Consider the following 14,005-nt stretch of genomic DNA (forward strand, 5'->3'; position numbering starts at 1 on the left):
GATTACCCCTTGACCGCGCCGGCCGTGAGGCCGCGCACGAAATACTTGCCTGCGATCACATAGACCAGCAGGGTCGGCAGCCCGGCGATCATCGCCGCCGCCATATCCACGTTATATTCCTTGGCCCCGGTGCTGGTGTTGACCAGGTTGTTCAGCGCCACCGTGATGGGCTGGGAGTCGCCGCTGGAGAACACCACACCGAACAGGAAGTCGTTCCAGATCTGGGTGAACTGCCAGATCAGGCAGACCATGATGATCGGAGTGGACATCGGCAGAATGATCTGACGGAAGATGGTGAAGAAACCGGCGCCGTCCAGGCGTGCCGCCTTGATCAGCGCATCCGGAATGCTCACGTAGTAGTTACGGAAGAACAGCGTGGTGAACGCCAGGCCGTAGACCACGTGCACAAACACCAGGCCGGTGGTGGTGCTGGCCAGGCCCATCTTGCCGAGGGTGAACGACGCCGGCAGCAGTACGGTCTGGAACGGCAGGAAGCAGCCGAACAGCAGCAAACCGAAGAACAGCTGCGAACCACGGAAGCGCCAGAACGACAGCACATAACCGTTCAACGCACCGATGGCGGTGGAGATCAGCACAGCGGGAACGGTGATCTTGATCGAGTTCCAGAAGTAGCCATCCACGGTGGCCCAGGCCTTGACCCAGCCGATGCCGGAGACCACGGTCGGCCAGCTCAGCAGGTTGCCGGTGCTGATGTCTTCTGGGGTCTTGAAGCTGGTCAGCAGCATCACCACCAGCGGTACCAGGTACAGCAGCACGGCGAGGATCAGCACCGCGTAGATCGCGATGCGACTCAGGCTGATGGCAGGTTTGGAGGCGAGACTAGTCATTACGTTTGGTCCTCAGCTCGGAGTAGAGGTAAGGCACGATGATCGCGAGGATCGCACCGAGCATCAGGATTGCACTGGCCGAGCCCATGCCCATCTGGCCGCGGCTGAAGGTGAACGAGTACATGAACATCGCTGGCAGGTCGGACGAGTAGCCCGGGCCGCCGGCCGTCATCGCCGCCACCAGGTCGAAGCTCTTGATCGCAATGTGCGCCAGGATCATCACCGCACTGAAGAACACGGGACGCAGGCTTGGCAGCACCACGCTCCAGTAGATGCGCGGCAGGCTCGCACCGTCGATCTGTGCGGCACGGATGATCGATTGATCAACGCCACGCAGGCCGGCGAGGAACATCGCCATGATGAAGCCCGAGGCTTGCCAGACGGCGGCGATCACCAGGCAGTAGACCACGCGGTCCGGGTCGATCAGCCAGTCGAGACGGAAGCCTTCCCAGCCCCAGTCACGCAGGAGTTTGTCCAGGCCCATGCCCGGGTTGAGCAGCCATTTCCAGGCGGTACCGGTAACGATCATGGAGAGCGCCATCGGGTATAGGTAAATGGTGCGGATAAAGCCTTCACGACGGATTTTCTGGTCGAGGAAGATCGCCAGTGTCACGCCGATGACCAAGGTGATACCGATAAACATCCCGCCGAACAAGGCCAGGTTCTTGCTCGCGACCCACCAGCGATCGTTGTCGAACAAGCGCTCGTACTGTGCAAGCCCTGCCCATTTGTAACTCGGCAGGAACGTCGATGTGGTGAACGACAGTACAAACGTCCACAGGATGTAGCCGTAAAAGCCCACCAACACGATGAACATGCTGGGCGCCAGCACCAGTTTGGGTAGCCAGCGCTGCAGTGCATCGAACGGCGAGGCTTTGCTGAACACAGCAACAGAACTCATGGGAAAATCCAGTACAGGGAAAAAGGACTACAGCCTGTCGGAGCCAGTGTGTTGTGGCGAAGGCGCTCCGCCTTTGGGGGTGCTTCGCACCCCAGCGGGAGCAAGCTCCCTCGCCACAGCAATCCGACTCCTACAAAAGGTGTTACTTGGCAGACTTGATCGCAGCGCCGAGTTTCTTGGCGGTGTCGGCCGGGTCGGCTTTCGGGTCGTTGATGTAGTTGGTCACGACATCAAAGAACGCACCTTGCACAGCCAGGGTGGTGGCCATGTTGTGCGCCATGCTTGGCTGCAGGCCGCCGGTCTTGGCGTCTGCCAGGAAGTCCTTGGCGGCAGTCTGGGCACAAGAGTCAAAGCCGAGCTTGTCCATTTCATTGAGCATGTCGGTACGAACCGGGATCGAGCCTTTGTTGATGCTGAAGACTTTCTGGAAGTTTTCACCCAGCACGACCTTGGCAATGTCCTGCTGACCCGCAGCCGTGCCTTTGTCTTTCTGCTTGAACACCGCCAGGGAGTCGATGTTGTAGGTGAAGGCTTTGTCGGTGCCTGGGAAGGCTACGCACTCGTAGTCTTTGCCAGCGACTTTCTTGGCGGCCGTCCATTCGGACTTGGCCCAGTCACCCATGATCTGCATGCCGGCCTTGCCGTTGATAACCTTGCCCGCTTCGAGGTTCCAGTCCTGGCCTTTGCCGTCGACGTCCATGTAGGTCGCGACTTTTTTCAGCTCAGTCAGGGCCTTGACCATTTCCGGACCGGTCAGCGCGCCGTTATCCAGGTCGACCAGGGCTTTTTTGTAGCCCTCTGCGCCCATCACCGACAGGACGACGGCTTCGAACACCGTGCTGTCCTGCCACGGCTGGCCACCGTGGGCGAGCGCGATGAAGCCGGCTTTCTTCAGCTTGTCGCCCGCGGCGTAGAATTCTTCGAGGGTGGTCGGGTTCTTGGTGATACCGGCTTTCTTGAAGACTTCCGGGTTGATCCACAGCCAGTTCACGCGGTGGATGTTGACCGGTACGGCGACGTAGTCACCGTCGTACTTCACGGTATCGGAGACTTTCTTGTCGAGCAGGGAGTCCCACTTTTCTTCTTTGGCGACGTCTTTGAGCACGTCGGTGTCGAGCAGGCCGGTAGACGCCCATTCCTGGATGTCGGGGCCTTTGATCTGGGCAACGCCTGGCGGGTTGCCGGCGACCGCGCGGCTTTTCAGCACGGTCATGGCCGTGGCGCCACCGCCACCTGCGACGGCACCGTCTTTCCAGGTGAAGCCGTCTTTCTCAACTTGGGCCTTCAGGACATCTACAGCCGCCTTCTCACCACCCGAGGTCCACCAATGCACAACTTCAACCGTCCCTTTCGAGTCGGCGGCAAATGCACTGAGGGGAAACAACGAGGCAATGGAAATAGCGACGGCGAGGCGATTAATCGCGTTCATCTGAGTACCTTTTCTTGTTGTTATGCATGCAAGTCTTAAGCTTGCGCTGCACGGAGTTTAAACATGGATTTTTGAGGCGCAGGTAACAAAGGGATGCACAAATGTCACCAACTGGTGACATAAAGCCCAGCCCCGATGGCACTGGCCATACTCGGTGCCAAGGGCAGTGCAGGCAGCACGACCGCTTGCCAAGCATGGTACAGGTCTGGCTTGCCGCCCCAGATGTTGCTGCTGGGTTGGTTGTGCGGGCTGAGTTCGTGGTGCCAACTGCCGTGGAGACGGTCGATAAAGTGGGCCTCGCAAAACTCCCAGAAACGCCGGTACCAGGTTTCGTAATGCAACTCGCCCGTGCGCTTGAGCAACGCCTGGGCAGCGGCGCTGGCTTCGGCATGGGTCCAGTGCAGGCGTTCACGCACCACTGGGCGATGGTTCCAGTCCAGCGTGTAGACGATGCCGGGGGCGCCATCCACTGCCCAGGCGTATTCACAGGCACTGGCGAACAAGCCCTTGGCGTCAGTCACCAACCATTCAGGTGTGACGAGCCCGGCTTGCAGGCGCGCCGCCTCCAGGTGCAGCACCAGCCGCGCCCACTCGAAGCCGTGGCCGGGGGTAATGCCATAGGGACGAAAGCCATCGGCGGGGTTGTCTTCGTTGTAGCCGAGCAAAGGTTGCCAATGAACGTCGAAATGCTCGATCACCATGAACTGGTTACCGGCGGCGTGGGTGTGGATCACACGCTCGACGATCCGCAGCGCGCGGTCCAGCCAGCGCGTATCACCGGTCACATCGGCGAGGGCGAGGAAGGCCTCGGTGGCGTGCATGTTGCTGTTGGCGCCGCGGTAGGCCTCGACGCCGCTCCAGTCCTGGGCAAACGACTCGAGCATCACGCCCTCCTCCTCGCTCCAGAAAAACTGGTCGATGATAGGGATGGCGTCGTTCAGCAGGGTGCGCGCGCCAGGAGCGCCGGCCACAACCGCAGAGCTGGCGGCCAGGGCGACAAAGGCGTGCAGGTAAGCGGCCTTGCCACGGTTACCATCGAGGGCGTGGGGCGCGGCGAACCAGCCGCCATGCTCAGCATCGCGTAATGGGCCGTTGAGGCAGGTAACCCCGTGTTCAACCAGCTCGGCATAACCGGGCAACCCCATGGCGTGGGCCATGGCGAAGCTGTGGGTCATGCGGGCGGTGTTCATGGTTTCGGCGCGAGCATCGGCCGCCAATTGGCCTTTATCGTTCAGGTTGCCGAAGCCGTCGGGCAGTCGAGAAGCTTTGGCAAACGCCAGCAGACGCTGGCCTTCGGCGGCGAGCCAGGCGTGATGAGCAGGCGCGTTCAGCCAACTGCTGGCAGGCAGTGGTTGCGTGGTCATGGGTGGCCCTTATTATTTTTTGTGGGATGAACGGAGTCTAAACAAGGGCACGGTGGGGGCAAGTAACGAAGGGGATGGGAAATGTCACCGAGTGGTGATATTCACGATTCGCATCACACCTCACACTTGGCCCTTGAAAACCGCCATTCAACTTGCTGTTGCTCATTTTCGACCGTTTCAGCTATCAAGACGCTGCCGGACGGTAAGAACAACACTTGACGTACACCGTTGAAAACCGCGCCATTACAAGAGTACTTACTGCTGAAATCAGCATACAACGCCACGTGTATGGCCAGCTCCCGTGCCCGCAACGTTACAGCATTCGCTGTTCCCATGAGCATACTGACGCCTAGCAACAGTAAAATGCCGCCACCCAGTTTCCGGAAAAAACCCTTGGCCGATTGTTCTTCGTTTATGAGCATCCGTAACAGCCATAGTGGCACGTAGAAGATCATGCCCGTCAGTAATACCAACGCAAACACCAACACCACATTCTTGAAAAAATATACGACAGCAAGAGCAGTAACCGCCCAGGGAAAGTTTCCGGACGCCTCGGCAAATACTTGGTTAACCTCGCCGGCGGCCCATATATATGCCAATGCGCCGTAGAACGTTATTCCTACGCCGATGACCGCCTTGCCCCAGACCGTACTGGAAAGTTTTTTATATAGAATATTTTCGGTCAGCAGCATCACGATCAAAGCGAAAGGAACAAGCAACGTGCAAAGCGAGCTGAGGAAAATAATGGGCGCCGGCAACTCAAACCAGACAGACAGGCCTACTAAAATATAAACAAGAACTAAACAGAGTGTGAATTTTGCAACGGTATGCTTCAACGCGTGAAGCCAGACCCGGCATTCGGATAATTTTGTTTCAAATGACATTCGCATCAATTCCTTTTTTTGCGCAAAACTAATAACGTAATCGCCGTTTTACAGGTCGCTCATCGAACCATGAGCGCGCGATTGTATTTATGATGCCCGCCCAGCGCAACGTGTCATCACCGGAACACCTGTTTCAAGTGTCGAACCCCATCACCCAACAGCTGCAAACAAAGGACTGACATGCAACAACACACCACAACGGCGAAACTTTCTTCCGGCAGCACATTTTATAATATTGGTTTAGGACTTGGCATTGCCGGGCTGGTCGTTCAACTAATATTCCAGAAGATGTGGCTGACCGAGACACTTATTCTTTGCGCCGGTGGATTATTCGGCATCGGCTACCTCACCTTTTTGTTCAACTTCATCAAGCATCACTGGGCTTCATCCTTCGGCAAGGTGTACCTGACTGTCGCCCATACCGCGATATTCTTTATTGCGTTTATACCGGCACGCTGGTGTGTATCCAGCGTCATGGGGCTTCCAGCACAGGACTTTGATATTACGGTCAGCGTGGTCAGCGCACTGATTTATCCCAGCCTTTGGTTAATGGCTGCTTCCGTCATTATTCTAGGCAATGCCTTAGTGGCGATACTGTTAGGCGGCCTCGTCCATATTTCCACGTTTCCGATTATTGACGACATCTTCAGGCTGTTAGCCATGGTCTTTCCTGATGGATCAGCGAAGGCCTTCGTGCAGTCTGGCCGGAAGGAGTTCGCAGGACGCATGATCAAACACTGGGCGGGCGCTATCGTGGTGTCTCTTGTCATGAGTTTCGCCGGCGCTTGGCCAATGCAGGCGCTGGTAACCTATAAACAGCCGATAAAATGGATCGCCATCGCTGCCGATTATCAGCAAGCAGACCTTATGCCCGGCATCGAGCAAGGTACCCGCTACCGCTTGCACGACAATGGCGTGGTCTCCTATGCCAGCTTTGCGGACTGGGAGGTCTCAACCCGCGTAGCAATGGTCGGCACGCCGATGGCACCCGTGACAGCCGAGTAGAAAGGGCTTCCCGAGGCATGCTCGCCACAAGAGCCACTCCCCCCGCCAGAGTGGCTCGGTTGATTGAAGTTATTGCGTCGGCGTTGCAATTTGGCGTTGCAGGTTCTGCACCTGGCTTTGCAACGTGGTGATATTGCGCGTGGTCTGGATGCGGAATACATCAAACTCTTTATTGGTGGGCGCATCGCTGTTGACCGGCTGGTTATCCTGCGCGCTTTTGAGCACTACCAGATCCTGCTCGATACGCGCGATGGCCGCACTGGGGTTGCCCTGTTTCTTCAAGGCCGCCACGTCAGCGGAAAGCTCCTTGATTTCGCTATCGCGCTTGCTCGCATCACCTTGCGCCGCCTTGAGCGTTGCCACAGCATCGGTCAGGGCCTGGACCTGGCCTTGCAGCTTGCTGTTGGCGTTGGACAGCTCAGTGGTGCTGGCCGTCATTTGCGCCAGGCGCTTATCCAACTCGGTCGCCTGGCCGGCCACGCCGACTTGCTGTTTACCCTGCTCCAGCAACTGGCTTTCAAGTTGCTTGATCTGCAGTTTCAGCGCCTCGCTGCCATTGTTGACGCTGGCTTCACTGGCCACCACCTTGCCGGAAATATCCTGCAGGCGCCCCGCCGCCTCTTCGCTGATGCGCGCAAAGCTTTCCTGGGTGGCAACCAACTGCTGGCCCATCAAGGAGATCTGCTGGAAGCTCCACCAGGCCAGGCCCGCAAAGGCGATCAGCAACGCGCCGATCAAGGCCCACAATGGGCCGGTGCTGGCGCTCTTGACCTTGACCACCTTGGTTGTGCGTGACCGCACCGAGGTGGCGGGAGAAGGCTCGAAATCATCATCATCCCCGACATCGGCCCGCAGGCTGGGAACGTTGTCGAAGTCGTCTTTAGCATCGTTGCGCATGAATCAACCCTGAATCGGTGAAATGGCGAGCGACGGGAGTATAAACCGTGATCCCGGCGCACTGATCGACCCGGAACGCCGAAATCGGTTCCCGAAGTGTTGCCTGTTGTGTGCTTACTGGATCCCCGGCGCCTGGGCTTTCCACCAACTGCAGAACTCGTCGAGGGCGGTCCACAGGCTGACCTTGGGCTCATAGTCCAGATAATGCCTGGCACGGCTGATGTCGAGGGTGAAATCTTTGTTCATGACTTGCATGCCCAGGCGAGACAACGCGGGTTCCGGCCGCCCCGGCCACATCGCGCAGAAAGCTTCGTTAAGTGCCGCCACGCTGTAGGACAGGCCGTAGGACCGATACCGCGTCACCTGCGGCATTTCCATCTGGCGCATCACATAGTTCACCACATCCCACACCGGCACTGGCGCACCGTTGCTGATGTTGTAGGCCTTCCCGAGTGCCGAGCCGGGGGCAAGCAGACTGCTGAGCAGCGCCTCGTTGAGGTTGTGCACGCTGGTGAAGTCGACCTTGTTCAGCCCGTCGCCGACGATCGCCAGGCGGTTCTTGCGCTGCATTTTCAGCAACCGCGGGAAGATACTCATGTCACCCGCGCCCGTCACGAAGCGCGGGCGCAAGGCCAGTACCTCGAGGCCAAACTCCTGGGCGCCGAACACCTTCTGCTCGGCCAAGTATTTGGTGGCGGCATAGGGGTGCTTGAAACGCTTGGGAACTTGTTCTTCGGTCACGCCCAGATGATCGCGGCCATCAAAGTAGATCGACGGTGACGACAGGTGGACCAACCGACCGACGCGCTGCTTGAGGCAGGCTTCGACGACGTTCTCGGTAACGAGCACATTGCCTTGGTGGAAGTCCTGGTAACGCCCCCACAGCCCGACGGCGCCCGCGCAATGCACCACGGCTTCGACATCGCGGCACAGGTCACGCACCAGCGCGGCGTCATTCAAATCACCCTGGATAAACTCGGCGCCGCGCCTGACCAGGTGTTCCACACCTTCGGCGCGTCGCCCGTTGACCCGTACGTCCAGGCCCTGCTCCAAAGCGAAACGCGCAAAGCGCCCGCCAATGAAGCCGCTTGCGCCGGTGACCAGAATCTTCATGTATTACCCCGTGTTCTTTCATTTTTCATCGCTGTTGCCTTGACGCGCGCCATCACTCCAACGGCACCAACCATTGGCCACACGCCTGGGCCAGGTGGTCGGTCAACAAGCCCAGCAGTTGCCCGCCACTGCGCCAATGATGCCAGTACAACGGCACATCGATGGGCTTATCTGGCAATAACTCGACCAATAGGCCCTTTTCCAGTTGGTCACGTACCTGCAATTCCGGCACTAGCCCCCAGCCCAGCCCCGCTTCCGTCAGGCGGATAAAACCTTCGGAGGATGGGCATAAATGGTGCTCGAAACCGCCGTCCACGCCGAGGGATGCCAAGTAGCGGTGTTGCAGGAAATCATCCGGACCGAAGACCAAGGCCGGCGTACGCGCTAGTTGGTCCGCGCGCACGCCGTGCGCAAAGTGCCGGGCAATAAAGGCCGGACTGGCCAACGCGCGATAGCGCATGGCCCCCAGCAAGAGGCTGCGCGCGCCCGCCACTGGGCGCTCGCTGGCGCAGATACAGGCCGCCACCTCCCCGGCGCGCATGCGCTTGAGGCCCACGGTCTGGTCCTCTACGACCAGGTCCAGCAGCAGATGCTGCTCGGCGCAAAAACCGCTGACAGCCTCGGCCCACCAGGTGGCGAGGCTGTCGGCGTTCAACGCGATACGTAGGCGCTCGGGCATGCCTTCGTCGTCCAGCGCCGGCACCTGGCTTTGCAGGTCACGCTCCAGCAGGCGCACCTGTTGCACGTGGTTGAGCAGACGCCGGCCGATATCGGTGGGCGTCGGCGGCGTGGCGCGCACCAGTACCGGCTGGCCGATACGCGCTTCCAGCAACTTGATGCGCTGGGAGATCGCCGATTGCGAAAGGCCCAGGACTTGAGCGGCACGCTCGAAGCCCGCTTGTTCCACCACCGCCGCCAGCGCGGAAAGCAATTTATAGTCGAACATCAGTTTCTCTAATGAGCGATCAGCAATATTTGTTTTTCTTATACAGCCTGCCTCACGAGAATAGCCAGCATCGCTTCTCTTTATAAGGAATCTCCCATGGCTGGCGAAACCGCTCTGGCAACCCTGCTGCGCAGCATGAGCCCCCATCTCAACGACGGTGACTATGTGTTCTGCACCCTGCCCGATCACCGAATTCCTGCCGGTTGCGAGGTGATCGGCAGTTTCCGCGAGCAGGAAGGCCTGACGCTGATCCTCGAACGCCAGCACGCGCAACAGGCCGGGCTGGCGTTTGACTATGTCGCCGCGTGGATCACCTTGAATGTGCACTCGGCCCTGGACGCCGTGGGCCTGACCGCCGCGGTCGCCAGTGCACTGGGCAACGCCGGCATCAGTTGCAACGTGATTGCCGGCTATTACCACGATCACCTGTTCGTTGGCCGTGCCGATGCCCAGCGCGCCCTACAGGTGTTGCAACAACTGGCAGCGGACGCGGAGTAAATCCTATGTGGCAGAGTTATCTGAACGGTCTGCTGGTAGCCCTCGGCCTGATCATGGCCATCGGCACCCAGAATGCTTTTGTATTGGCGCAAAGCCTGCGCCGTGAACATCATTTGCCCGTGGCGGCGCTGTGCGTGGTGTGCGATGCACTGCTGGTGGCTGCCGGGGTGTTCGGTTTGGCGACGGTGCTGGCGCAAAGCCCGGTGCTGCTGGCGGTCGCACGTTGGGGTGGCGCGGCGTTTCTGCTCTGGTACGGGACGTGCGCACTGCGCCGGGCCTGTTCGAAACAGAGCCTGGACCAGGCGGATAATCTCAAGGTGCGCTCACTGCGTGCGGTGCTGCTGAGCGCGTTGGCCGTCACGCTGCTCAACCCTCACGTGTACCTGGACACCGTGTTGCTGATTGGCTCACTCGGCGCCCAACAAACCGAGCCCGGCGCCTATGTGGCCGGTGCCGCCAGCGCTTCGTTGCTGTGGTTCTCCACCCTGGCGCTCGGCGCGGCGTGGCTGGCACCCTGGCTGGCACGCCCTGCCACCTGGCGTCTGCTGGACCTGTTGGTGGCAGTGATGATGTTCAGCGTGGCCTATCAATTGATCAGCGCTTGATGAATATTCCAAAACGCTCTGGAACCTCTATCCCACACAGTTGTTGCGTGGTTTTGCCGCACCCCCGGTGCTATGATCCGGACCCTGCGCCGCAAAGAGTACAAACTCCCCGGCGCTTGTTTGGCCGCCCGTGATCGGCCTTGCGCTCACCGCAACTGACCTGATTAGGAGAATCATCATGGCTTTCGAATTGCCGCCGCTGCCCTACGCACACGATGCCCTGCAGCCGCACATTTCCAAGGAAACCTTGGAATACCACCACGACAAGCACCACAACACCTATGTCGTGAACCTGAACAACCTGGTCCCAGGTACCGAGTTCGAAGGCAAGACCCTGGAAGAGATCGTCAAATCCTCTTCGGGCGGTATCTTCAACAACGCCGCTCAGGTCTGGAACCACACCTTCTACTGGAACTGCCTGGCGCCAAACGCCGGCGGTCAACCCACCGGCGCGCTGGCTGAAGCCATCAACGCTGCGTTCGGTTCGTTCGACAAGTTCAAGGAAGAGTTCACCAAGACGTCCGTCGGCACCTTCGGTTCCGGTTGGGGCTGGCTGGTGAAAAAGGCTGACGGTTCCCTGGCCCTGGCCAGCACCATCGGCGCCGGCAACCCGCTGACCAGCGGCGACACCCCGCTGCTGACCTGCGACGTGTGGGAACACGCTTACTACATCGACTACCGCAACGTGCGTCCAAAGTATGTGGAAGCGTTCTGGAACCTGGTCAACTGGAAGTTCGTGGCTGAGCAGTTCGAAGGCAAGACCTTCACTGCCTAAGCAACGCTTGCAGTAGAAAGAGCCCGGCATTGCCGGGCTTTTTTGTGGCTGTTCCACAACGTCGACCTGCCCAGAATCGTGGAACCCGCGGAAGGGAAACTGCCACCCATCCAGTGAGAGGAATAACCCTCCCACACGCTTCTGGAGAATCAATGATGGAAGAAATCGGAAAAGCAGGCGGACAGATGGCGATGCAACTCATCACCGGACTTATGAAAGGCCTCGCCGGCGGGGCGGGTGGCGGTGGCGGTGATGGCGCTGCTGCCAGCCCTCCCGGCAAACCAGGCGAGGACATGATGCCGCCGGCGCCGCCAAAGATCGAGATTTCAGCCTATCAATAACAGCGGCCACGGTAGGAAAGGCATTTGCCTGGCCACACGTACGCCGAGCCCCCCAGGCGGCGGAGCAAATCCGCCGTTTTTTCTGGTTTTTTCTCCCTCCCCACCGCCAAGACGTCTCCAGCCCTAATGTTCCTTTGACTGGCCTCACGGGATTGCCAATACTCATGGCATATTGAAGGCCACCCGCATGAGACAAGGAATGCCCCTTTGAAGCTGGAACTCAAGAACAGCTTGTCGGTGAAGTTGCTACGGGTTGTGCTGCTGTCGGCATTGATCGTAGGCGTTGCGCTGAGCGTGGCGCAGATCGTTTTCGATGCTTACAAGACGCGCCAGGCCGTGGCCAGCGATGCCCAGCGCATCCTCGACATGTTTCGCGACCCTTCGACCCAGGCCGTCTACAGCCTGGACCGCGAGATGGGCATGCAAGTCATTGAGGGTCTGTTCCAGGATGATGCCGTGCGTATCGCGTCCATCGGCCATCCCAACGAAACCATGCTGGCTGAGAAAAGCCGTGCGTTGCAGCAATCCCCCAGCCGCTGGTTGACCGACCTGATTCTTGGCCGGGAACGCACCTTTACCACGCCTCTGGTGGGCAAAGGCCCTTACAGTGAGTATTACGGTGACCTGAGTATCACGCTCGACACCGCCACTTATGGCCAGGGTTTTATTGTCAACTCGGTGATCATCTTTATTTCCGGCGTGCTGCGCGCCCTGGCCCTGGGCCTGGTGCTGTACCTGGTCTATCACTGGCTGCTGACCAAGCCGTTGTCGCGGATTATCGAGCACCTGACCTCGATCAACCCGGACCGCCCCAGCGAACACAAGATCCCACAGCTCAAGGGGCACGAGCGCAACGAGTTGGGGCTGTGGATCAATACCGCCAACCAGTTGCTCGAATCCATCGAACGTAATACCCACTTGCGCCATGAAGCCGAAAGCAGCCTGCTGCGCATGGCTCAGTATGATTTCCTGACTGGCCTGCCGAACCGCCAGAAACTGCAGGAGCAACTGGACAAGATCCTCACCGACGCCGGACGCCGGCAACGGCGCGTGGCGGTGCTGTGCGTGGGGCTGGATGATTTCAAAAGCGTCAACGAACAGTTTACCTACCAGGCCGGTGACAAACTGCTGCTGGCCCTGGCCGACCGTCTGCGCGCCCACAGCGGCCGCCTCGGCGCCCTTGCCCGGCTGGGTGGCGACCAGTTCGCCCTGGTACAGGCCGATATCGACCAGCCTTACGAGGCCGCCGAGTTGGCACAGAGCATCCTCGACGACCTGGAGGCGGAGTTCGCCCTCGACCACGAGGGCATCCGCCTGCGCGCCACCATCGGCATCACCTTGTTTCCGGAAGACGGCGACAGCACCGAAAAGCTCCTGCAAAAAGCCGAACAGACCATGACCCTGGCCAAGACCCGTTCGCGCAACCGCTATCAGTTCTATATCGCCAGCGTCGACAGCGAAATGCGTCGGCGCCGCGAACTGGAAAAAGACCTGCGGGAGGCACTGGGCCGCAACCAGTTCCATTTGGTATACCAGCCGCAGATCAGCTACCGCGACAATCGGGTGGTCGGCGTAGAAGCACTGCTGCGCTGGCAGCACCCGGAGCACGGTCTGGTACCACCGGACTTGTTCATCCCGCTCGCGGAACAAAACGGCACCATTATTCCCATTGGCGAATGGGTGCTGGACCAGGCCTGCCGACAATTGCGCGAATGGCACGACCTGGGCTTCACCGACCTGCGCATGGCCGTCAACCTGTCCACCGTGCAGTTGCACCACACCGAGCTACCGCGGGTGGTCAACAACCTCATGCAGATCTACCGCCTGCCGCCGCGCAGCCTGGAACTGGAAGTCACTGAGACCGGCCTGATGGAAGACATCAGCACCGCGGCTCAGCACCTGCTGAGCCTCCGCCGCTCGGGCGCGTTGATCGCGATTGATGACTTCGGCACCGGCTATTCATCCCTCAGTTACCTGAAAAGCCTGCCGCTGGACAAAATCAAGATCGACAAGAGCTTCGTCCAAGACCTGTTGGACGATGATGACGATGCCACCATCGTGCGCGCGATTATCCAACTGGGCAAAAGCCTGGGCATGCAGGTCATCGCCGAAGGCGTGGAAACCGCTGAGCAGGAGGCCTACATCATCTCCGAGGGTTGCCATGAAGGTCAGGGCTACCACTACAGCAAACCCTTGCAGGCCCGGGAGTTGGCGGCTTTTCTGAAGCAGTCTGAACGCAATAACGCAGCGATTCTCTGACGTGGCAACGTCGCCACAGGGTCAGTCTTCTCGCTTGACTGGAGAGCATGGGGACTTGCCCTAAACACGATACTGAATATTTCCCGCGTATAACCCTTTACACAAAATGCAAATCTTTCGCATTATGTCGCAGTTTTTGC

14 protein-coding genes are annotated in these 14,005 nt (G+C 59.2%); 6 read left to right on the forward strand and 8 right to left on the reverse strand.

Annotated elements, in window-relative coordinates; all coding sequences use genetic code 11:
- Positions 1-2 precede the first annotated feature (2 nt).
- The 5 genes from BM403_RS13070 to BM403_RS13090 all read right to left on the reverse strand — a co-directional run bounded on the left by BM403_RS13070 (position 3) and on the right by BM403_RS13090 (position 5,426).
- Positions 3-848, reverse strand: a complete 846-nt coding sequence (locus tag BM403_RS13070) for a carbohydrate ABC transporter permease (RefSeq protein ID WP_015885553.1) — start codon at positions 846-848, stop codon at positions 3-5.
- Positions 841-1,749, reverse strand: coding sequence for a carbohydrate ABC transporter permease (locus BM403_RS13075; RefSeq protein ID WP_003175732.1), 909 nt, complete (start codon positions 1,747-1,749; stop codon positions 841-843). The genes BM403_RS13070 and BM403_RS13075 overlap by 8 nt, the downstream gene beginning before the upstream one ends.
- 142 nt (positions 1,750-1,891) lie before the next feature.
- A complete protein-coding gene (locus BM403_RS13080; RefSeq protein WP_046035482.1) occupies positions 1,892-3,178 on the reverse strand; it encodes an ABC transporter substrate-binding protein in 1,287 nt (428 codons plus the stop codon).
- A 104-nt stretch (positions 3,179-3,282) separates the two neighbouring features.
- Positions 3,283-4,542: a D-mannose isomerase gene (locus BM403_RS13085; protein ID WP_093543165.1), complete on the reverse strand. Its 1,260-nt coding sequence runs from the start codon at positions 4,540-4,542 to the stop codon at positions 3,283-3,285.
- Positions 4,543-4,655: 113 nt separating this feature from the next.
- Complete coding sequence (locus tag BM403_RS13090; protein WP_093543168.1) at positions 4,656-5,426, reverse strand: hypothetical protein; 771 nt, start codon at positions 5,424-5,426, stop codon at positions 4,656-4,658.
- Between the two features lie 180 nt (positions 5,427-5,606).
- On the opposite strand from BM403_RS13090, the gene BM403_RS13095 reads away from it, so the two are divergent.
- Positions 5,607-6,431, forward strand: coding sequence for a hypothetical protein (locus BM403_RS13095; RefSeq protein ID WP_093543170.1), 825 nt, complete (start codon positions 5,607-5,609; stop codon positions 6,429-6,431).
- A gap of 69 nt (positions 6,432-6,500) precedes the next feature.
- On the opposite strand, the gene BM403_RS13100 is transcribed toward BM403_RS13095, so the two are convergent.
- From BM403_RS13100 to BM403_RS13110, 3 genes are all read right to left on the reverse strand, one after another.
- Complete coding sequence (locus BM403_RS13100; RefSeq protein ID WP_043205810.1) at positions 6,501-7,328, reverse strand: ATPase; 828 nt, start codon at positions 7,326-7,328, stop codon at positions 6,501-6,503.
- A 114-nt stretch (positions 7,329-7,442) separates the two neighbouring features.
- Positions 7,443-8,441 (reverse strand): NAD-dependent epimerase/dehydratase family protein, encoded by a 999-nt coding sequence (locus tag BM403_RS13105; protein WP_015885559.1) that lies wholly within the window; start codon positions 8,439-8,441, stop codon positions 7,443-7,445.
- A 52-nt stretch (positions 8,442-8,493) separates the two neighbouring features.
- Positions 8,494-9,387, reverse strand: a complete 894-nt coding sequence (locus BM403_RS13110) for a LysR family transcriptional regulator ArgP (protein ID WP_015885560.1) — start codon at positions 9,385-9,387, stop codon at positions 8,494-8,496.
- Positions 9,388-9,483: 96 nt separating this feature from the next.
- Between BM403_RS13110 and BM403_RS13115 the strand changes: the two genes are divergently transcribed.
- The 5 genes from BM403_RS13115 (at position 9,484) to BM403_RS13135 (ending at position 13,865) form a co-directional block, all read left to right on the forward strand.
- Positions 9,484-9,885 (forward strand): ACT domain-containing protein, encoded by a 402-nt coding sequence (locus tag BM403_RS13115; protein WP_015885561.1) that lies wholly within the window; start codon positions 9,484-9,486, stop codon positions 9,883-9,885.
- 5 nt (positions 9,886-9,890) lie between these two features.
- On the forward strand, positions 9,891-10,490 hold the full coding sequence (locus tag BM403_RS13120; RefSeq protein ID WP_015885562.1) for a LysE/ArgO family amino acid transporter: 600 nt from the start codon (positions 9,891-9,893) through the stop codon (positions 10,488-10,490).
- Positions 10,491-10,668: 178 nt separating this feature from the next.
- The gene (locus BM403_RS13125; protein ID WP_003212997.1) at positions 10,669-11,265 is read left to right on the forward strand and encodes a superoxide dismutase; all 597 of its coding nucleotides are present in this window, start codon (positions 10,669-10,671) and stop codon (positions 11,263-11,265) included.
- 152 nt (positions 11,266-11,417) lie between these two features.
- Entirely contained in the window at positions 11,418-11,606 is a 189-nt protein-coding gene (locus BM403_RS13130) for a hypothetical protein (RefSeq protein WP_046035488.1), read from the forward strand.
- A 207-nt stretch (positions 11,607-11,813) separates the two neighbouring features.
- Positions 11,814-13,865 carry a putative bifunctional diguanylate cyclase/phosphodiesterase gene (locus BM403_RS13135; RefSeq protein WP_046035489.1) on the forward strand — a complete coding sequence of 684 codons (2,052 nt, stop codon included), beginning with the start codon at positions 11,814-11,816 and terminating at the stop codon, positions 13,863-13,865.
- Positions 13,866-14,005: the final 140 nt, after the last annotated feature.

The organism is Pseudomonas sp. OV546 (assembly GCF_900116845.1).
Classification (GTDB): Bacteria; Pseudomonadota; Gammaproteobacteria; order Pseudomonadales; family Pseudomonadaceae; genus Aquipseudomonas; species Aquipseudomonas petroselini.